General features: G+C 47.4%; 18 protein-coding genes and 1 riboswitch. Of the genes, 16 read left to right on the top strand and 2 right to left on the bottom strand.

All coding sequences use genetic code 11. From position 1 onward, the window contains the following. Positions 1-3 precede the first annotated feature (3 nt). The 16 genes from OP864_RS14375 (at position 4) to OP864_RS14300 (ending at position 16,732) form a co-directional block, all read left to right on the top strand. Positions 4-1,260 carry an OmpA family protein gene (locus tag OP864_RS14375; RefSeq protein ID WP_270098849.1) on the top strand — a complete coding sequence of 419 codons (1,257 nt, stop codon included), beginning with the start codon at positions 4-6 and terminating at the stop codon, positions 1,258-1,260. Between the two features lie 60 nt (positions 1,261-1,320). Then, positions 1,321-1,794, top strand: a complete 474-nt coding sequence (locus tag OP864_RS14370) for a DUF1573 domain-containing protein (RefSeq protein ID WP_270098848.1) — start codon at positions 1,321-1,323, stop codon at positions 1,792-1,794. Positions 1,795-1,814: 20 nt separating this feature from the next. Beyond that, positions 1,815-2,156: a preprotein translocase subunit YajC gene (yajC, locus tag OP864_RS14365; protein WP_270098847.1), complete on the top strand. Its 342-nt coding sequence runs from the start codon at positions 1,815-1,817 to the stop codon at positions 2,154-2,156. After that, entirely contained in the window at positions 2,146-3,126 is a 981-nt protein-coding gene (locus OP864_RS14360; protein ID WP_270098846.1) for a CdaR family protein, read from the top strand. The genes yajC and OP864_RS14360 overlap by 11 nt, the downstream gene beginning before the upstream one ends. 785 nt (positions 3,127-3,911) lie before the next feature. Then, positions 3,912-5,357 carry an ATP-grasp domain-containing protein gene (locus OP864_RS14355; RefSeq protein ID WP_270098845.1) on the top strand — a complete coding sequence of 482 codons (1,446 nt, stop codon included), beginning with the start codon at positions 3,912-3,914 and terminating at the stop codon, positions 5,355-5,357. 3 nt (positions 5,358-5,360) lie between these two features. Then, positions 5,361-6,329, top strand: a complete 969-nt coding sequence (locus tag OP864_RS14350; RefSeq protein WP_270098844.1) for an ATP-grasp domain-containing protein — start codon at positions 5,361-5,363, stop codon at positions 6,327-6,329. Next, the gene (locus OP864_RS14345; protein WP_270098843.1) at positions 6,329-7,288 is read left to right on the top strand and encodes a succinylglutamate desuccinylase/aspartoacylase family protein; all 960 of its coding nucleotides are present in this window, start codon (positions 6,329-6,331) and stop codon (positions 7,286-7,288) included. Before OP864_RS14350 ends, OP864_RS14345 begins: the two co-directional genes overlap by 1 nt. A gap of 1,020 nt (positions 7,289-8,308) precedes the next feature. Further along, on the top strand, positions 8,309-9,064 hold the full coding sequence (locus OP864_RS14340) for a glycosyltransferase family 2 protein (RefSeq protein ID WP_015693916.1): 756 nt from the start codon (positions 8,309-8,311) through the stop codon (positions 9,062-9,064). 17 nt (positions 9,065-9,081) lie between these two features. Beyond that, positions 9,082-10,077, top strand: a complete 996-nt coding sequence (locus OP864_RS14335; RefSeq protein ID WP_270098842.1) for a GDP-mannose 4,6-dehydratase — start codon at positions 9,082-9,084, stop codon at positions 10,075-10,077. Between the two features lie 3 nt (positions 10,078-10,080). After that, positions 10,081-10,986 carry a GDP-L-fucose synthase family protein gene (locus OP864_RS14330; RefSeq protein ID WP_270098841.1) on the top strand — a complete coding sequence of 302 codons (906 nt, stop codon included), beginning with the start codon at positions 10,081-10,083 and terminating at the stop codon, positions 10,984-10,986. Between the two features lie 290 nt (positions 10,987-11,276). Continuing rightward, on the top strand, positions 11,277-11,723 hold the full coding sequence (locus OP864_RS14325) for a DUF7793 family protein (protein WP_270098840.1): 447 nt from the start codon (positions 11,277-11,279) through the stop codon (positions 11,721-11,723). Between the two features lie 87 nt (positions 11,724-11,810). After that, complete coding sequence (locus OP864_RS14320; protein WP_270098839.1) at positions 11,811-12,221, top strand: DUF7793 family protein; 411 nt, start codon at positions 11,811-11,813, stop codon at positions 12,219-12,221. Positions 12,222-12,305: 84 nt separating this feature from the next. Continuing rightward, complete coding sequence (locus OP864_RS14315) at positions 12,306-12,941, top strand: STAS domain-containing protein (RefSeq protein ID WP_015693911.1); 636 nt, start codon at positions 12,306-12,308, stop codon at positions 12,939-12,941. Between the two features lie 371 nt (positions 12,942-13,312). After that, on the top strand, positions 13,313-14,359 hold the full coding sequence (locus OP864_RS14310; protein WP_270098838.1) for an NAD(P)H-dependent glycerol-3-phosphate dehydrogenase: 1,047 nt from the start codon (positions 13,313-13,315) through the stop codon (positions 14,357-14,359). Between the two features lies 1 nt (position 14,360). Further along, entirely contained in the window at positions 14,361-15,230 is an 870-nt protein-coding gene (locus tag OP864_RS14305; protein WP_270098837.1) for an SGNH/GDSL hydrolase family protein, read from the top strand. Between the two features lie 5 nt (positions 15,231-15,235). Continuing rightward, on the top strand, positions 15,236-16,732 hold the full coding sequence (locus OP864_RS14300; protein ID WP_270098836.1) for an MBOAT family O-acyltransferase: 1,497 nt from the start codon (positions 15,236-15,238) through the stop codon (positions 16,730-16,732). Positions 16,733-16,792: 60 nt separating this feature from the next. Here OP864_RS14300 and OP864_RS14295 read toward each other — a convergent pair whose 3' ends face one another. Both OP864_RS14295 and OP864_RS14290 read right to left on the bottom strand, forming a co-directional pair. Beyond that, positions 16,793-18,064 carry a T9SS type A sorting domain-containing protein gene (locus OP864_RS14295; RefSeq protein WP_270098835.1) on the bottom strand — a complete coding sequence of 424 codons (1,272 nt, stop codon included), beginning with the start codon at positions 18,062-18,064 and terminating at the stop codon, positions 16,793-16,795. 103 nt (positions 18,065-18,167) lie between these two features. Then, positions 18,168-18,286, bottom strand: a riboswitch (cobalamin riboswitch). Between the two features lie 245 nt (positions 18,287-18,531). Then, a complete protein-coding gene (locus OP864_RS14290; protein ID WP_270098834.1) occupies positions 18,532-19,521 on the bottom strand; it encodes a DUF2279 domain-containing protein in 990 nt (329 codons plus the stop codon). Between the last annotated feature and the right edge of the window lie 198 nt (positions 19,522-19,719).

The following is a 19,719-nucleotide window of genomic DNA, read 5'->3' as shown; positions in this document are numbered from 1 at the left end:
CTTATGAAAAAAATCACTGTTTTATTTTTTGCGCTCTTGGCTAATGCTGGGCTTTTTGCCCAATCTGCCGAGCAGCGGCATGCTATTTCGGCCAAAGTATTGGCCCATGATTATGTCTCTTTAGATGAGTCGCATAAAATGCGTACAGATCGGTTTTTGGCCCCTCAAGATTGGACCTTTGGGGGGGAGTTTGCTTATCGCTATTACTTGAATCCCTCCTTTAATTTATCGGCGGGCTTGCGCTTGGGCACTATTGATGCCTACCATGAGGATAGTCGGATTTTGTGTGTCACGACCCCTTGCGAAGAGCGCATCTACCCTAATGAGTTAGGAATTGGTTTAGATTTGCAGGCCCATTATAAGTTTGCCAATGGCTATATCCTCTCTGAGGAGGCGGCTGTACAACCTTATATTTTGGCGGGACTTGCCCCTGTTTATATGACAGAGCGAGAAAACAATCCCTTGGACCTGCAGATTCCCTTGGGCTTGGGAGCAAAAGTTCCTCTAAACGATAAGATCAGCCTAGAGCTGCAAGCCGAATACCGAGCCTCCTTGCTTACGCAAAAGTCAAACTTTGCACTAGGGCTGGGCGCTGTATTCCAATTGGGCAAAAAGGAAGAGAAGGCGATTCCGCCTCCCCCTCCCCCCAAAGACAGCGATGGAGATGGCATTATCGACGAGCAGGATGATTGTCCCCAAACAGCGGGCTTGGCCGAGTTTAAGGGCTGCCCCGATACAGATGGGGACGGAATTCCAGATAAGAAAGATGATTGTCCAGAACAAGCCGGCTTAGCCGAATTCAAGGGCTGCCCCGATACAGATGGCGATGGGATTCCAGACAAGGAAGACAACTGCCCCGAAGAAGCTGGCCCCAAAGAAAACCAAGGTTGTCCCGAAATCAAAAAAGCCGATCAAGACATCTTGGATCGGGCCATGAAAGAGGTACACTTTGAGACGGGCAATGCCGTTTTGTTGCCTAGCTCTAAAGAAATACTGAAAGAGATGGCCGACTTGCTCAAGCGCTATCCCGAGCATCAGCTCAAGATCCAGGGACATACCGATAACTTGGGCGGAACGAGCAATAACCTGCTTTTGTCTAGAAAACGCGCCAAAGCTTGCTACGACTTCCTGATCCAAGAAGGAATTTCGGCTAGTCGACTTTCTCACAAAGGGTTTGGCGAGACCCAGCCTTTGGTCTCTAATGATACTAAAGAAGGTCGTGCTCAAAACCGACGTGTAGAATTTATTCTCTTTAAATAGAATCTTGGGGGCGAGGCGCTGGCCTCGCCCTCAAATCACTGGACCAAAGATCTATAGACTATGAAAAAACTGCTATTTCCCTTACTGCTGCTTTTGGGCGCCTGCCAAACTCCCTCGGCAGATATGCCCTCTGCACAGGATGTGCAGGACAGCAAACCTTTGGGCAAAACAAAACTCTACCACAACCCTATTTCAGCCGATAAGCCCTTGGACCCCAATGAGGCGGCCAAAATGGTCTTTGAAGAAATGGCCTTTGATTTTGGCGAAATCAAAGAGGGCGAATCTGTAGAACATGTCTTCAAGTTTAAGAATACGGGCAAATCGCCGCTCAATATTACCAATGCTAGAGGCAACTGCGGCTGTACCGTCCCGCAATGGCCCAAAGAGCCTTTGGCCCCCGGTGAAGCTGGCGAAATTCGGGTAGTATTTAATTCTACAGGGAAAAAAGGCATCCAAGAAAAAGATGTGTATATTACCGCCAATACCATCCCCAACAAAACTGTTTTGAAAATACGAGCCAATGTGGCTAACTAATTTTTTATTAAGCTAATAATATGCAAAAGTTCTCTTTATTCCTTTGGCAGGCTGCCGATTCTGGCGCTGCAGGTTGGACCAATTTACTCTTTCTTTTTGGGGCCATTATCATCATCTATTTCTTGATGATCCGCCCTCAACAACAAGAGCGCAAAAAACAAAAAAGCTTCTTCGGCTCACTTAAAAAAGGCCAGAAAGTGGTCACTATGGGTGGTGTACATGGTAGCATTGCCAATATTACCGAAAATACCATTGAGCTGATCATTGCCCCCAAAACAATGATTACTATCCAAAGAGAAGCCGTTTCTAAAGATATGACACAAGCTGTTTATGGCGATGAAGATGCCAAAGATGCCAAATAGGCAGGAGATTAAGGCCTTCTTGAAGACCGATCGGGCAATACTGATGATTTGCATTGGTATTGCCTTCATCTTTTGGCTCTTTACCAAACTTTCCTACAATTATCGAAGCACCCTCAACTTTGCCCTAGAATACAAACTGCCAGAAGATAAGGTCCTCAGTTTGCCCCCTCCCGATAATATCGATATTGATGTGGAGGCTAGCGGCTGGGATCTGCTCGGCCGCTGGTTTTCTAGAGGAGAATTTGTACTCGACCTCAATATTCATGATGATAATCCCCAGACGCTCAACGCCATGAATATCAAAAGTCGAATTAGTCGACAGTTGAGCGATGATATCAAAATTCTAGAAATTCGCCCCGATTTTATTCAATTGCAGCCCGAAGCACCTGCCGAAAAGGAGATTCCTCTGGTCCTAGATAATCAGCTGGAGTTGGCTCCTCAGCATCATTTTAAATCGGAAATTCAGCTACAGCCCGCCACGGTAAAAATTCATGGGCCGGCCTCTGTAGTCAGCGAAATTAAGAGTTGGCCCACCGTCCCGCTCATCCAACAAAAGGTAAATTCTAGCCTCATTCAAACGGTGCGCCTCAAACCCCACCCCAACAGCAATGTCCGCTTTGAACCCGATGAGGTCAAGATGATTGCCAGCGTAGAGCCCACCACAGAAAAACGCTTGGCGGTGGAGATACAAAAAAAGGGCATTCCAGACAGTTTATTGCTGGTCCTCTTGCCCAAAAAGGTCGAAATTAGCTGCATTGTCGGCCTTAGTGATTATGATCGTTTATCGGCTAGAGATTTTGAAATTATTGCCGATTTCTCCAAAATTGATCCCACCCAAAACAAAAGCATTCGCCTACAATTGAAGCGCAAGCCCAAATCGGTGAGCTACTTACAATATCAACCCAAAAAGGTCGATTACATCATCCGTAGCAAAACACTGATGGCCCAAGATAGTGCAAAGGTCGATTAAGTTTTTTTCTTTTTTGGGGCCTGCCGCCTTCGGCGGCCGGGCCCTTGCAGGGCTCGCAGGTCTGCTCGGCCCTGCGGGCTTCGCCCTAGGTCTGCCGCTGCGCGGCCCCCTTTCAGGCCCCTAGGCCGATTTGGCCTTCGGCCAACCCTAGGGCCAAGGCCCTAGGCTATTGAAAAATTGTCATCCCCTCATTCGAGGGGATTTTCTGTTTCCCTAGGCCACATCAGCAAACAAGGGCTTTAGCCCGCCAGTTTGCATAGCCCCACAACCATGGGCTTTAGTCCATGGCCCCAAAACTGACTAGTTCTGAAAAGGCTTCTTCTCTATTATCTCTTTCCCGCCCTTCATAACTAGCAAGAAAAAGTTGAGGGACTAACAGGCAGCTATCCTTACCGCCCTGGGCTGAAGCCCAGGGTTATTAACTGAGCGAACTGAAGGACTAAAGTCCTTGTTCGCTTTTTCTACTTTTAAGGACCCAAAACTGCCCAACCGCCGAAGAAAACAGCCCAAAGAAAAAAGACTGTTGAGCGGCCTAGCGATGTGAAAGGGGGCGGCGAAGCCGCAGACCAAGGCCGTCAGGCCGCAGGGCCGAGCAGAGCTGCGAGCCCTGAAACGTAGCGCCCGCAGCTTGCTGCGGGAGGCCCCAAAAACAGCACTTAAAAAAACATTTTCAAAAAAAAGGGCAAAAAAATTTGACTTTAGGGGAAAAGCTGCATCTTCAATGCGGAAATCATTACTTCATGCTGCAATTCAAGACAAATTGCATCTAATTCCCTCATTAAGATATGTCTATACCCAAAAGCCAAGCTGCCCAAATTATTCAGCCCGGCCATTTTGAAGCCGACAAGCACTGGTATCCCAAAGCATTAAATGCGACCATTCACCCTATGGTGAATTTCTTTTTGAACTTAGATCAGGAGCGGATTTTAAGACGCTATTGCCATATTCACCCCAAAGTAAGCTACGATAGCTTGCGCACTATTCTCAACTATCAGCCGCAGCAATTTCGCTGGGCGGGGGCCGACCTCATTCATGTGACTACCGAAAAGGGGAACCGCAAAATGGTGGTGATTGAGACCAACTCTTGTCCCTCTGGCCAAAAATCTATGCCCCTGACCGATGATTTTCAGGAGCAAGGCGGTTATCGTTTACTCATGGAAAAAACCTTTGCCCCCCTACTCAAAAGAGGAAAAGTAAAGGGAGGTTTGGCCGTTGTTTATGACAAAAACCCCATGGAAGCCTCTGGCTATGCCGCCGCTATGGCCGATGTGATGCAAGAAAAGGTCTATTATGTGGCTTTTCCCAAAGACGATCCCGATCCCTCGGTTCGTTTTGTAGATGCCCAAATGGAAGTTCGAGATGAAGCGGGCAACTGGCAGCCCATTCGGGCGGCTTTCCGCTACCTCACTCAGCGGCCTTGGGACCGTCTGCCGATTTATAGCAAGACCAAAATTCTCAATCCGTCTATTGCCTGTTTGGCTGGTGGACGCAACAAAATGGTGGCCGCCAAAGCCTACGACATTTACAACTCAGAAATTGCCGATTCGGGCCTCAATATCCTTACGCCCGAAACCATTTGGGATGTCTCTAAGAATGAGATTCCGCTTTGGGTCCGCAAACTAGGTGGACAAGCCGTGATCAAGGTGCCTTATAGCAATGCGGGGCAGGGCGTTTATACCATTGTGAGCCAAAAAGAGCTAGATGATTTCATGAAGCTAGAATTTGAATACGATCAATTTATTGTACAGAGCTTGATTGGCAACTACAACTGGAGCTCCACCAGTAAATTGGGAAAACTCTATCATGTGGGCACCCTACCCAATGCCAAAGGACAAAGCTTTGTGGCTGATCTTCGCGTAATGGTTCAGGCCACTGCAGATGGAATTCGCCCGCTTTGCGTCTATGCTCGTCGGGCGGCCCTCCCCTTGGCTCAAGAACTCATTGATGGGACCGACTCTTGGGGTATGCTAGGCACCAACCTCTCAATCAAGCGAGAAGATGGGGGTTGGGACAGCGACACCAACCGTTTGATTTTGATGGACCGCAGAGACTTTAATAAACTGGGGATAGGTCTAGATGACTTGATTGAAGCCTACATTCAGACCACACTTTCTATGATTGCCATTGATAAAATGGCCAGCACACTACTCAACAGCAAAGGGCGGATGCGTACAAAGCTATTTGAATCGCTAAACAACGACAGCCAGCTCCTCAACCAAATTCTACACTAATCTATGTCTTATAAAATCCTCATCCTCACGGATCCTAGTCGCCATACAGCGACCAACTCTCTTTATGGTTTGGCCCAAACCCTTAGCCAACATCCTAAGGTAGCGGCGGTGCATCTAGCGAGTAGAGCCTTGGCCCAAAATGCCCCTTTTTTCTATCAGATGAGTAGCCAGCAACTGCAGCTGGCCGAAGTAAAGGCGGACTTTGCCTTTAGGGAGGACCAAAGCTGTTTTGCGCCTAGCTTTTCGGGCCAATTGAGTGATTACGATTTTATCTTTCTTCGTCTGCCCCGCCCCCTAGCCGATGGTTTTTTGGAGTGGTTGGGGCAGGTTTTTCCAGAAGAACGAATTATTAACCGCCCCTCGGGGATTTTGCAAACCAGCTCCAAAGCTTTTTTGCTAGAGATTGCCGAGCATTGCCCGCCAATGGCAAGAATTCGCTCTTTGGCAGAATTAGAGGCCTTTAAGGCTCGCTTTCCGATTGTGCTCAAGCCTTTGCTCAACTATGGCGGGCAGGGCGTTTTGCGCATTCTCGACGATTATGTTTGGGAGGGCAACAACAAGCAACCCTATGCCGAATGGGCCAGCCAACAAAAGGAGCTCGATTATCTGGGCATGGAATATATGCAGCGAGTGGCCGAGGGCGACAAGCGCATTGTCGTTTGTAATGGCCAAATTATTACGGCCGCCCTGCGTTTTCCGGCCAAAGATTCTTGGATGTGCAATGTGGCACAGGGCGGACATGCCGAAGCCAGCCAGGCCAGCCCCGAAGAAAAAGCCATGGTGGCCGCCCTCCACCCTATTCTTCAGGAAAAAGGCATCTTATTGTATGGGCTCGACACCCTAATGGGGGCAGATGGCCAGCGCCTACTGTCCGAACTCAACACCTTGAGTATTGGTGGCATTGCTCCTGCGGGAGCAGCGGCCCTAAACGATACGATAGAGGGACTTATTCACTACTTTGATTCTATTTAATGAAAGCAGCTAAAATCAAGCAAATCGATTTGGATCTTCTGGAAAAAGGGAAGATCTACCGCTTTTGGCTCAGCCTTACCTCCGATGGCTTTGGCGACCCTTTGTCTATTCCCATTTTTGTGGCGCAGGGCGCCAAGCCTGGGCCTATATTGGGCCTAAGTTCGGCCATTCATGGCAATGAGATTAACGGGATTCCCGTAATTCAGCAACTATTTAGAGAGCTCGATCCCAGCCAACTTTCTGGGACCATTTTGGCTGCGCCTGTGGTCAATATTCCCTCTTTTCTCCGAAAACGCCGTCGGTTTCAGGACAATGTAGACCTCAACCACATTATGCCGGGCAAAGCTCGGGGCAATGTGAGTCAGGCCTACGCCTATGCTTTTTTCCACAAATTTGTGGAACAGGTCGATTATCTCGTTGATTTTCATACGGCTAGTTTTGGCCGCATCAACTCCTATTACATTCGGGCCGACATGAGCAATCAGGTCAGTGCTGAAATGGCTCGTCGGCAGAACCCGCAGATTATCTTACACAACCCCGCCGTCAATGGCACCTTAAGAGGGGCGGCCGAGGCGATTGGGATTCCCGCCATCACCTTAGAGTTGGGCAACCCCAATGTATTTCAGCCCGCCATTATTGCCCAAAGTCTGGAGGGCGTTTACAATGTTTTGGCCATGCTCAATATGTTCGATCATGCCTATGAATCTCAGGAGGGGGCCAACATTCCCGTTTGTCAGTCCTCCAAATGGATTTACACCCGCAAGGGCGGGCTTTTGCATGTTCACCCCAAAGTGACCGATTATATTGAAAAGGGGCAGCTCATTGCGCATCAGGAAAATATCTTTGGCGATCGCATTGCAGAATATCGCGCTCCGCAGGCGGGTATTATTATTGGCAAAAGCGTCAGTCCGGTCAATAGTTCTGGTGGCCGCATTTTGCATTTGGGCATTTTGAAGTAGTTTTTTTAGGGGCCTGCCGCCTTTGGCGGCCGGGCTGTGTCAGGGCTCGCAGGTCTGCTCGGCCCTTCGCAAAATTCGCTACGCTCATTTTGCTTGGTCTGCGGCTTCGCCGCCCCCTTTTCCATCCCTAGGCCGACGGGCCTTCGGCCCTTTTAACTGTAGGTTGAAACCTACAGCCATACAACAACCCCATTCTATATCTATAGTACGGAGAGGATTAAAATCCTCTACCGCTTTGAACAAGGGTTATTTTTTCTTCGGTAGTTTGATTTTTCTCCCCCATAAATTTCATAGGAACCCTAGGGCCAAGGCCCTAGGCTATTGAAAAAATTGTCATCCCCTCATTCGAGGGGATTTTTCTTTGCGGTTGTGGTTGGATGGTTGTTGTTTTTCTTGGAGCTAAATTTTTTTCCATTTTCCAGCAAAGAAGGGCTTTAGCCTGCCGGTTTGCATAGGCCCACAAGCATGGGCTTCAGCCCATGGCCCCAAAACTGACTAGTTCTAAAAAGGCTTCTTCTCTATTATCTCTTTCCCTCCCTTCATAACTAACAAGAAAAAGTTGAGGGACTAATATTAAAATCTTGTGTGCGCCCCTTTTTGCCGCCTAGGGACAAGCCCCTAGGCTAGCTTTTTTAGACAGCCCTCTGCGAGGGCCTTTGGATATGGCCCTTCTCTGCAAAAACAGATGAGCAAGGCCAATTATATAAGCAGTTGAGGCCCTTTAGGGCTGACTCCATGGGATTAGCCTAGGGGCTTGTCCCTAGGCGATGAATGGCAGGCGGCAAAGCCGCCATGGCCGAAGGCCAAACGGCCTAGCGATGGGGAGCAGTGCGGCAAAGCCGCAGACCAAGGCAGCTTTGCTGCCGCAGGGCCGAGCGAGCAGCGAGCTGCGGACCGTAGCGCCGACGAGCGAAGCGAGGCGGAGGCCCCAAATCCCTCCCCCACAAAATATTTTAGGCATTTCTCCCCTACTTATGCTTAGGGCTTCTTACATTTGCGAGAATCTAATACAGCGAACATTTGGAAAAGAAGGAACTACCCAAAATATCTATTGTTACCGTAGCTTATAATTGCGAAGCGGTTTTGGCCCAAACCATGGAATCGGTGGCGGCGCAGGATTATCCCAATATGGAATACCTCATTATTGATGGGGGAAGTAAGGATAATACGCTAAAGATTGTAGAGCAATATGGGGAGCAGGTGGATTTTTTGCTCTCGGAGCCAGACAAAAATAATTATGATGCCATGAATAAGGGCATGAAGCACGCCACTGGCGATTATGTCTGGTTTTTGCATGCTGGCGATCTGGCCCTAGAACCCACTACCCTCAGCCAAGCTTTTGCGGCTGGACAAAATGAGGATTTTGTCTATGGCCGAGTGAAAGTACTGGATGAAGCCGGGACCGAAATTCCTTGGCATAAACAGCATCCCTCGCCAGAGGAGCTGAGCTGGAAAAGCTTTCGGAATGGAATGGTGATCTGCCATCAGGCCATGTTTCCGCATAAAGATATTTGGACCGATTACCGCTTTGAGGATTATGGCCTAGTGGCCGATCTCGATTGGTCGATCCGTACGCTCCAACAAGCCAAAAGCTTTCGAGATACCGAAACGGTACTTTGTTCCTTTCTCAAAGGGGGACTCTCGGCCAGAAACCGCAGAGCTTCTCTGATTGAGCGATTCCATATTCTTCGCCAGCATTTTGGCCTCTTCCCCACCCTATGGGAGCATGTTCAGATCTTTGGGCAGGCCATCAAAAGAGGTAAAATTTCACACTAAAGTTAAGTTAGCGTCTCATGAAAAAAGCATTAATTACGGGTATTAACGGACAAGACGGCTCCTATTTGGCCGAGTTTCTCCTTGATAAAGGTTATGAAGTTTGGGGAATCCTCAAGCGAAATTCTGTTGCCGAAAATCAAACCTATCGCCTCAATGATATTTATGGACACGAGCGCCTAAAATTGGCTTATGCCGATATGCTCGATATGGCCTCGCTGATTCAGGTTTTGCAAAAGGCCCAGCCCTGCGAAATCTATAATTTGGCCGCCCAATCTCATGTTCGCATTAGCTTTGACCAGCCTATTTATACCGCTCAGGTGACAGGTATGGGTACTCTGAATTTGCTGGAGGCCGTGCGCCTAACTTGTCCCGATGCCCGCATCTATCAAGCAAGCTCTTCGGAGATGTTTGGCAATAATATCGATGCCGACGGCTACCAAAGAGAGACCACGCCCATGAACCCGGTTTCGCCTTATGGTTGTGCCAAGGTGTTCTCTTATAATATCTGCCGCAATTATCGCAACTCTTACAAAATGTATATCTCTAATGGCATTCTTTTTAACCATGAGTCGCCTAGACGGGGAGTTAATTTTGTAACGAATAAAGTGGCTAAAGAGGCGGTGCGCATCAAATTGGGCTATACCGATAAGTTGGTTTTGGGCAATACGCAGGCTACCCGAGATTGGGGACATGCCAAGGATTATGTGCGCGCCATGTGGATGATTTTGCAGCATGAGCAGGCCGATGATTTTGTTTGCGCTACGGGCATTTCGCATTCGGTCCAATATCTAGTCGATTATGTTTTTGATCGCTTAGGGTTGGATACCGAGACGCAGCTGACGACTTCTGAGCGCTATTTCCGCCCCGAAGAATTGCACGACCTAAAAGGAGATGCTGGCAAAGCTAAAGAATTGCTCGGCTGGACCCCCGAATATAGCTTTGAGCAGATGATGGACGAGATGGTCGATCACTGGTTTGATTTCTATGAGAAAAATCCTAATATCCGCAATTAAGTTATGGCAAAACGATTAGTGACTGGCGGCACGGGCATGGTGGGTTCTGCTATTCCGGCCGACCTAAAAATTGGCCGTAAAGATTGCAATTTGGGCGATTGGCAGGCCGTTAATGCCTTTTTTGAAAAAGAAAAGCCCGAGGAGGTCATTCATACCGCCGCTAAGGTGGGTGGAGTTTGGGCCAATATGCACCAAAAAGGAGATTTCTTTCGGGAAAATGTTTTGATGAACACCCATGTTATTGAGGCCGCTCGCCTGCATGGAACCAAGCGCTTACTAGCCTTTTTGTCCACCTGTGTGTTTCCCGACCAAGTGAGTTATCCTCTCGATCCGCAAAAGATCCATTTGGGTCCCCCACACCGCTCTAATGACGCCTATGCCTATGCCAAACGCATGGTCGATGTGCAGTTGCAGGCCTATCGGGAGCAGTATGGTTTGGAGTATATTTCGGTCATTCCCACCAATATTTATGGGCCCAACGACCTCTTTGATTTGGAGAATGGGCATGTGGTGCCTGCTCTCATTCATCGCTGCTTTTTGGCCCGTGAAAAAGGCGAAGATTTATCGGTTTGGGGATCGGGCAAACCGCTCAGAGAGTTCATTTTTTCAGAAGATGTGGCACAGCTGAGTGATTGGGCGGTCAGCAATTATACCGAGGCCGAACCTTTGATTTTCTCTACTTCCGAGGAGGTCTCTATCAAAGAAATGGTCGAGATGATTGTCGAGCTCTTAAACTTTAAGGGTAAGCTCATTTGGCAAAGCGACAAGCCCGATGGGCAGTTTCGCAAACCCAGCGATAACAGTAAAATTCGTTCGCTGCTGCCCGACTTTCAATTTACGCCCGTTTATGAGGGCCTAAAGAAAACGATTAGCTGGTTTGAGGAAAATTATCCGCAGATCCGAAAGTAATTAGGCCGCTGTTTATTATTGTTGTTTTGGGGCCTCCGCTGCGGCTACGCCTTGCGGCGCTACGTTTCGGGGCTCGCAGGTCTGCTCGGCCCTTCGCTTTTTTCGCTTTGCTCAAAAAGCTCGGTCTGGCCTTCGGCCACCCCTACACATCGCTAGGCCAGGCCTCCCTTCGGTCGGCCTTCGCAAAAGCTTAAGGGAATATTAAACTTTATGGTCCAAAAAGGCTCGAAGCAATAGTTTCGAGTCTTTTTTTATGCTTGGCAACAAATACTATTTTTTTATTTAAAAAAATGTACATTAGTGGAAAGAACATCAATCCCCAAATAATTATGATGACAGAAGAACTCATCCGCCTAAAATCTATCGGGCCTATAGATTACTATCTGCGGCCAAATAAAATTCTTCAGGGTAAATTTACCGACAGCAGCCCCAAAATATCTGCTGAAGATATTAGCAACACCCTACTTTTCTTTCAAGAGTACTCCTCTAAAAAAGGAGAACCGCTTTGCATACTCATTAACTTTAGTGCGCTCAAGCAGTTGCCTATTAAGGCTAGGCATCATCTAAGGAGTGAGCAGGTAAAAGCTTTTGCGCCTTACAGCAAAGGCATTGCCCTAGTGATAGAAAACTCTATATCTAGGCTACTAGGTAATGTTTTACTTTCGGTAGTAAAGGACTATAATCTCAAGCTTTTTACCAATGAAGAAAAAGCGATTGACTGGCTAAAACAGCTCTAAAGGATTAGCCTAAAATTAACAGTTAGTTCATTATTCTAATGAAATGATTTCATTAGTTTCGGCCCTTGAACAATACTAAAAAGTCTGATGAACAACAAACAGCTAGAACTACTCAAAACTATTGGCCCAACAAAATACTATAGAACAGCCGATAATTTCATATACTTAAATTCAGAACAAGAAAATGTTCCCTTAGAATTAGAGCATATGAAAAGCAGTTATCTCTACTTAAAAGAGCTGTCTATTCAAGAAAACAGGCCCTTAAAAATACTTGTCGATTTTTCTAAAGTGCGAAGAATTGCTAAAGAGACTAGAGAGTATATGCGTAGTGCAGAAGCAAAAAGCTTCTCTCCTTATATTAAAGGTACTGCACTAATTACCTCTAGCCAACTTTCTAAAATGCTTGGGAATTTTGTCTTAGGCACCCTAAAAGGAGATCAAGAAACTAGGCTTTTCACCAATGAAGAAAAAGCGATTGACTGGTTAAAACAGCTCTAAAGGAGTATAAAAATTTAGCATTTTTTATTTAGTTTTGTTACCTTGGGTTTTACAAGGGCCTTCTGGCCATAAAACAACATAAAGATGGACTTTCTTAACGATGAAGATCGCTTAAATAACCTCATTGAAGTCATTAGTGGAATGGCTGGCCTTGACTTTTCACAAAAGGCCCTAGTTGATGAGTCTGACAACCCACTAAACACAATTGCTCTAGGTATCAATATGTTAGCAGAGGAACTAGAATCTTCTGTAGTTAGTCGTTCTGAGTTAGAGTCTCAGAATGAAGAGCTAGAGCGTTTGACCCGTGAGCAGGAAGGGGCGCTACTCGAGATGTCGACGCCTATTGCCCAGCTTTGGGAGGGGATTTTGTTACTTCCTTTGGTTGGTTTTATGGATGCTAAGCGGGCCGAGGATGTCTTGCATACGGTTTTGCATGAAATTGCTCGCAGTCAGGCCAAAATTTTTATCCTAGATATTTCTGGTGTCACGGTAGTAGACACTTTTGTGGCCAATCATTTTATTAAGATTGCCAAAGCGACTCGCTTGATGGGTTGCCGCTCTATTTTGTCGGGTATTACGCCTGCAGTTTCTCAAACTATTGTGGACCTAGGCATTGATATTGACAAATTGAAGACGACGGGCAGCATGAAAGATGCCCTAGATTATGCCTTCCGTCAAACGGGCTTTCAGTTGGAGCGCCAAGATGAAGAAGAAGATTAAATCAGCTGCTCAAAAAGAATATTCAGCCATTTTCTGTCTAAGTTGCCAGAAAATGGCTTTTCTTTGCCCCTAAGAAAAGGGGCTTTTGGTCCAAGTAGCGGCTTTAGCCGCTATATCATAAAAATGCCTTTGGCGGCGGAATCGCCGCATCGGCTGAGGGATGGATAGCAGTGGCCGCAGGCCAGACCCAGGCGGCGCAGCCGCCGCAGGGCCGAGCAGACCTGCGAGCTGCGACACAGCCCGACCCGACCGATAATTCATGAGGGTTTCCACCCTCATTTTGTATTGCTTCGCAAAGCGATACCGCTTTGCGCTGGCTTTCAAGCCAGCGGAAGGGGCAGCCCCAAAAACAGCAGAAAAAATAAATACTCGTGAGTAAGTATCAAAAAATACAGATTAAGCAGGCCGTAGGTGTAGTGGGGGCCGGTAGTTTTGGCCTGACCATAGCGGGTTTGCTGGCCGAAAATGTGGAGGATATTCTGATTTATACCCGCCGAGAGGAAAACAAGGCTAAAATGCAGGCTCGAGAAGGGGAATATGCCCAGCTTTCGCCCAAAATTAGGGTGACAACCTCTTTAGAAGAAGTGGCCAAGGATTGCCAGCTCATTTTTCCGGTGGTTCCCTCTAAGGGCTTTAGAAATATGATGCAGCAATTGGGCCCCTTGCTCAATCCGCAACACTTTTTGATTCATGCCACCAAGGGTTTGGATAGTTCTTTGGCGCCTAAGGAAGGAAAAATCAAGCCCGAGCATATTAAAACCATGAGCCAGTTGATTGAACTGGAGAGTTTGGCTTGTCGGGTAGGCTGTCTTTCTGGCCCTAATTTGGCCTCCGAAATTCAGGAACATCAGCCAGCGGCTACCCTCATTGCCAGCAAATATACCGAAGTCATTAAGATGGGACAGGCGGCCTTGCGCAGCCCTCGTTTTCAGGTTTATGGCACCCATGATATTTTGGGCGCCGAGCTAGCAGGTGCCTTGAAGAATGTAGTCGCTTTGGCGGCTGGACTGTTGGGGGGGAAAGGCTTGGGCATGAACATTTGGGCCTTATTGGTCACTCGTGGACTTTCGGAGATGATTCATATTGGCAAAGCCATGGGCGCTGATGTAAAAGCCTTTTTGGGCGTGGCGGGAATTGGCGATTTGATTGCCACCGCCTCTTCGACCAAAAGCCGAAATTATAAGGCGGGAGTGGCTTTGGCCCAAGGAACGCCCATGCAAGAAATTGTGGGGGCAGATGGCGATATGGTAGAGGGGTTTCGGACCTTGGAGATTATCAACCAGCTTTGTCAGGCCCTAGAAATCAATAGCCCCATTTTTGAAATTGTGCATCGGGTGGTGTTTAAGGGGATGGAGCTAGAGCGGGCCATTCATTTTTTGATGACCTACCCTTATGCGGTAGATGTAGACTTTTTGTAGGATGCGGTATTATTGGCAAATTTTGGGCATCTTGATTTTGCTTTGGCTGGGCCTTTTTGCCTTGGCCAAAATAGAACTGCCGCCAAGTTGGAGTATTTCATTTGATGCGCCTGGCCTAAGAGCCTGGCTGCAAGAAGAAGAAGTAGAAGGAGAAGTATTTACTCCCTACAGTCTGCCCCCAGCAGATAGTTTGGAACAAGAGGAGGAGCAAAAAGAAGATAAAACGGCGGCCAAAAGTCAGCAAGATAGCAGCTCAAAATATATCTTATTGGCTGGCGATTCGATGATTGAGCATTTTAAGGCGACCATTAAAAAGGAAGCTAGGGCTCATGGACATCAAATCATTAGTTGTATTTGGTATGGCTCGCATACGACCCAATGGAGCAAAAAGAAAAAGCTCAAGGAGTTAATCAAGGACTATCAGCCCGATATTATTTTCTTTTCGGTGGGGGGAAATGAAACCCTCTTTAGAAATATAGAAGATCGGCGGCCTTATATCAAAGACATCAAGGCGCAGGCCAAGGGAATTCCCTTTATTTGGATTGGTCCGCCCAACTGGAAAGAGGATAATGGTTTTAACCAAATTTTGAAAGAAGAAATTGGCGATAGCTGCTACTACCCTTCTATTGAGTTGCGCGATCAATTGGCCCGCAAAAGCGATGGGGCGCATCCTACTCGAAAGGCCAGTGTCATTTGGGCCAAGGCCTATTTAAAATGGTTTGCCGAGCAAAGTGCCTATAAAAACCACTGCTGGATTTGGCCGCCCTTGCCCAAATCAGAACGAAGAACCTATGTAAAAACCGAATTAGATAGCCTATTGCCAGAGCGAGCATTGGGACATTCGGTTCGTATTCTAGAACTCAACAAATAAGCGAGATGCAAGCCCTCTTAGACCTGCTGACTTATCAGGAGAATATGCCCTTTATCTTTAATAGTGGCCGTTTTCTCTTCTTTTTCAGCCTTTTATTTGCGGCCTATGGCTTGGTGGTTGGCCATAAAACGGCTCGCTTGGCCTATTTGACGGCCTTTAGTCTGCTGTTCTACTATATTTCTAGTGGGGGCTTTATCTTCTTGTTGCTCTTTTGTATCCTGTTCAATTTCTTTTTTGCCCAATTACTCCCTCCTAAAGAGGAGGAAAAATCGCCGCCAGCACTCTTAAGCCTAGGTATTTTGGTCAATCTTAGCTTTTTGCTCTATTATAAGTACGCCAATTTTTTTATTGGCAACCTCCATGCTTTAGACTTGGGCGTTCCTTTGATTCACAATCTGGTCTTGCCCGTGGGCATTTCCTTTTTCACCTTTCAGACGATTAGTTATTTGGTGGATGTGCGGCAGGGAAAGATTCCTGTAGCGACTTCTTTGCTTGATTTTGCCTTTTACCTCAGTTTTTTCCCCCAATTGGTGGCGGGGCCCATTGTTCGGGCTATTGATTTTCTGCCCCAATTGGGACGCAAAATTTATTATCGGCCCGCTCGGGAAGATGAGGCCAATAGCAGCGCTTTTTTCTTAGATAAAGCGCTTTTGGGGACTGGACTTTTCCTTATTCTGAAGGGCTTGCTCAAAAAGGCGCTTTTAGCGGATTATTTGGGCCAATATGTAGATTTGGTTTTTAGTCAGCCCGAAGGGCAAACGGCCTTAGAGGCTTTGCTTGGCATTTACGCCTATACCGTCCAGATTTATGGCGATTTTTCGGGCTATTCGGATATGGCGATTGGCCTTGCCTTACTTTTGGGTTTTGAGTTGCCCGACAACTTTCGTCGGCCCTATCGCGCCTTGAATATTACGGATTTTTGGCGGCGTTGGCACATCAGTTTATCTTCTTGGTTGCGCGATTATATCTATATTCCCTTGGGGGGCAACCGCAAGGGGCCGCTTAAGCAATACCTCTTTTTGATGATTACCATGTTGGTCGGTGGTTTTTGGCATGGAGCCTCTTGGGCCTTTGTATTTTGGGGTGGCATGCATGGTTTGGGCTTGATGTTGCACAAAGCCTGGAAACTTTGGGCCAATCGGCCCAAGGGAAAAATTTGGGCGGTTTTGGCTTGGGGCCTCAACTTTCATTTTGTGGCCTTTCTTTGGGTCTATTTTCGGATGGGCAGTTTTGAGGGCAGCAATTTATTGATTGGCCGCTTGTTTACGAATTGGCAGTTGGCCCAATGGGATGCTTTTTGGCTGGCGCGGCCTACTGTGGTCATCTTTTTGGGCTTGGCCCTTTTGCTGCATTTGTTTTCGGATAAAGACAAGCAGAATATGCAACACTTTTTTGGGCAGCTGCCCTGGGCCTTTCAGGCCTTAATATTTTTGTTGGCCCTTGTCCTCATTTTTCAGTTTCAATCGGCTGATGTGGCGCCTTTTATCTACTTTCAGTTTTAGCCGCTAAAAAGGTCCTTTCTAGAGTAGAAAGGACCTTTTTAGCGGCTCGCCAATTAAGATTTATCGCTTAATAAACTGCTTTGTGGCTTGTTGGCCTTGCTCGCTTTGTAGCAAGATATGATAGATTCCGGCCTCCAAGTTTTGGACATCAATTTGTTTTTGCTGGCCAGAAAACTGTCCTTGCCCTAGCAATTGGCCCAAATTATTGTAAATGCGGTATTGCCCAAGCTGAGCTTCTTCCAAACTGATTGTTAGGCTGTGGCTAGTAGGATTGGGAAAGAGCCCAAAGTCAAAAGTGGCGCTTTCTACTTCTGTCAAGTTGTTGAGCAGTTGGGTATTCCAAATGACCAAAACCTCAGGAGAAAAGCCCACGGGAAATGTCCCTAGGCTATCGCCAGAAAGGTTGTAGCGAATGCCGGTGTTGCTGCTTTGGTTGCCAAAGTTTACTTGACTTACATACAAAAACCCATTTTGTGCATCTAGGGCAAAAGCGCCAGAAGCGTAGGGAATTAAAGCGGTATCAATTACGGTATTATTGATTAAATCATAGCTACCGATAGCGCCATTATAAACGGTGTAGGCGATGCCGTTTTGGTCCAACTGAACCCCATTGCCATAGCTAGGCGCCTGAAAGTTTACGGCAGCGCTCTGCGTCCATTTTTGTCCGCTATTGATATTCAAATAAGAGAGGCTGTTGCTTTCGTTATTGATGCCAATAATGAGGCTATCGCCTAGGCTGAATAGGCGGCCTAGCTCGTTGCCTGTGCTGCTCAAAGTATCATTACCCAGATAGCTGTTATCGGTCAAATTGACCTTGGCCAAATAGCCCAAAGTATCAGTATAGCTAGCGGTGCTGCTATTTTGCGCAATATAAAGGGTGTCGCCAAGCACAACAAAATCCTTCACGCCCTTATCAATTTGGCTGATAGAGCTCTGAAAGCTCAGGTCGCTTTTATCAAAGATGCGCAGATTATCGGAGCTGCTGCCATACCAGTTGCCCACCAATAATTTGTTCTGATAAAGGCCCAATTTGATGGTACTAACGCTACCAAAAGCGGCGGCAGCTAGGCGGTCGCCCGTTTGCAAATCATATTTATAGATACTGTCTTGAGCCGCCACATAGGCATATTGATCGTCCTCAATCAAAAGATCTTGCACGGAATTGGTCCCCATACTATCCAAAAACTGATAGCTATCATCGGCGGGATCATAAACGCCCAAATTGGCGGTTTCTGTGGCCGAGCCAAACAAGCCCCCGTTCAAAACCAATAATTTTTGGCCCCAAAGGCCGGTGCTCAAAAGAGCAAAGCAGCATAAACTTAATAAGCGCATAGATAAAGATTAAGTATAAAAAAATAGCGCAAAGTATACACAGCTCGCCCCCCTTTGTGCAGACAAAGCAGGCCCAAGCCGCCCATCTTTGACGCGAAGATGTTCTGGCGGAAACCTCAGGGCAGCGATCCGGCTTTACGGTTGCGCGACAGCAAGGGAGTTTCACCCTTTTCCCTTTTAACTTGCCCATTTTTGGACAAGACCCTTAGGTTCTTGAATCGGAAAAATCTAGTTGTTTTTGTTTTGGGGCTGCCCCTCCCTTTGGTCGGGTCGGGCTGTGTCAGGGCTCGCTATTCGCTCGGCCCTGCGGCGGCAAAGCCGCCTGGGTCTGGCCCTTTGGGCCACCCTTTTCCATCCCTCAGCCGAGGCGCTGGCTGCTGGCCAGCGCCTTCTAGGTCCAAAAAGATCTTTCCTTCATTTGGCCGCAAAGCTAGTAGTTTTTGGCAGCTTTGCAACTTATATCTTTGTTAAAAATGGAGGAAATGGCCTCGCCATTGTCCTTGGCTGTTGTATTCTAGGGCCGGAAAAGGCAGTTTAAAGACATTGAGCATCATGAAAAAGGACTTTAAGCTTTTAGATTTAGTTGGGATTCGCTCAAAGTCTACATCTAAGGATAAATAGTATTGGCTCATGCGGGGATAATTGGCGGGGGCCTCAAAAACGGCCAAATCTTCATTGTACCAGCGGTTGCGCTCGGCCCCAAAAACGTTTTCTATGCCATAGCCAAAGGCGATATTGAGCCAGGGAGGCAGGTATTTTGGGCGTTGGGGCAGAAAGGAAGCAATATTGACCGACATCCAGATGGTTTGCCCATTATATTCCTTAAAAAAGAGTTCGGGAAAGCTGCTCCCATAGAGTTGGTTGGCTCGTTCTTGCAGACTAGTTTGGGCCAAAGGATTGTTACGGGCGTAGATGGGCGAATTGGCGTAATTGGGCCGATGCACAGAGAGTTTAAAGAGTACTCTCTGCTCTTCCCAAAAGAGTTCTTGGGCCAAATAGGCCGAGGCGCCCAGAGTATTAAAGCCAACATCTCCCCAACTGAAGCCCCAGGCCTCAGAATAGCCATCCATTAGCTCTATGGTGCCTTGGAAGAGCATGCTGCCGCCAAAGCCGACCCAAGCCGCCTGTTTTTTGGGCATTCCGGCCCAATGGTATAAATGGCCCAGCCATTTGGCTTCAAAGTTAGTAGTCATGAGATGGCCCATTTTATCCATTTGTCGCCAGCCATAATTATCATTAAAGAAATGGAAAGAGCTTCGGTCATAATTGGCGTACCAAGCTCTGGCCAGGGCATAAGAAGTGGCGGTATAGCCTGCTCCGACCGTTCCCGTTACGGTCCAAAAGCGGCCCCGATGAAATTGGGGCGCAGGCTGCCAAAACGAAAGCTGGCTACTATCTTGGGCAAAACTGCCTAGGGCCAAGCAAGAAAAGAGGAGGAGAAGAAGTAGTTTTTTCATGCCTAAAAATAAAGAACTCTGTCAAGAAGATTGGCTTAGTGGACTTTAAATAAGGGGAAGTTGGGCCTTTTTGCGGCGGATAGTTGCTGGTCCAGAAAGGCGCGAAGCGCCTTGGCCTAGCGATGTGCAGGGGTGGCCGCAGGCCAGACCGAGGCGGCAAAGCCGCCGAAGGGCCGAGCGAACAGCGAGCCCCGAAAC

The sequence above is a fragment of the Saprospira grandis genome (assembly GCF_027594745.1).
Lineage (GTDB): Bacteria > Bacteroidota > Bacteroidia > Chitinophagales > Saprospiraceae > Saprospira > Saprospira grandis.
This window is presented reverse-complemented; position numbering and strand designations above follow the sequence as displayed.

Bases quoted from the DNA above. Each gene is read 5' to 3' on its own strand.
- OP864_RS14305 (WP_270098837.1), top strand. From the start codon at position 14,361: ATGCGGTATTATTGGCAAATTTTGGGCATCTTGATTTTGCTTTGGCTG.
- OP864_RS14355 (WP_270098845.1), top strand. From the start codon at position 3,912: ATGTCTATACCCAAAAGCCAAGCTGCCCAAATTATTCAGCCCGGCCAT.
- yajC (WP_270098847.1), top strand. From the start codon at position 1,815: ATGCAAAAGTTCTCTTTATTCCTTTGGCAGGCTGCCGATTCTGGCGCT.
- OP864_RS14295 (WP_270098835.1), bottom strand. From the start codon at position 18,064: ATGCGCTTATTAAGTTTATGCTGCTTTGCTCTTTTGAGCACCGGCCTT.
- OP864_RS14290 (WP_270098834.1), bottom strand. From the start codon at position 19,521: ATGAAAAAACTACTTCTTCTCCTCCTCTTTTCTTGCTTGGCCCTAGGC.
- OP864_RS14345 (WP_270098843.1), top strand. From the start codon at position 6,329: ATGAAAGCAGCTAAAATCAAGCAAATCGATTTGGATCTTCTGGAAAAA.
- OP864_RS14350 (WP_270098844.1), top strand. From the start codon at position 5,361: ATGTCTTATAAAATCCTCATCCTCACGGATCCTAGTCGCCATACAGCG.
- OP864_RS14370 (WP_270098848.1), top strand. From the start codon at position 1,321: ATGAAAAAACTGCTATTTCCCTTACTGCTGCTTTTGGGCGCCTGCCAA.
- OP864_RS14325 (WP_270098840.1), top strand. From the start codon at position 11,277: ATGTACATTAGTGGAAAGAACATCAATCCCCAAATAATTATGATGACA.
- OP864_RS14320 (WP_270098839.1), top strand. From the start codon at position 11,811: ATGAACAACAAACAGCTAGAACTACTCAAAACTATTGGCCCAACAAAA.
- OP864_RS14335 (WP_270098842.1), top strand. From the start codon at position 9,082: ATGAAAAAAGCATTAATTACGGGTATTAACGGACAAGACGGCTCCTAT.
- OP864_RS14375 (WP_270098849.1), top strand. From the start codon at position 4: ATGAAAAAAATCACTGTTTTATTTTTTGCGCTCTTGGCTAATGCTGGG.
- OP864_RS14330 (WP_270098841.1), top strand. From the start codon at position 10,081: ATGGCAAAACGATTAGTGACTGGCGGCACGGGCATGGTGGGTTCTGCT.
- OP864_RS14300 (WP_270098836.1), top strand. From the start codon at position 15,236: ATGCAAGCCCTCTTAGACCTGCTGACTTATCAGGAGAATATGCCCTTT.
- OP864_RS14360 (WP_270098846.1), top strand. From the start codon at position 2,146: ATGCCAAATAGGCAGGAGATTAAGGCCTTCTTGAAGACCGATCGGGCA.
- OP864_RS14315 (WP_015693911.1), top strand. From the start codon at position 12,306: ATGGACTTTCTTAACGATGAAGATCGCTTAAATAACCTCATTGAAGTC.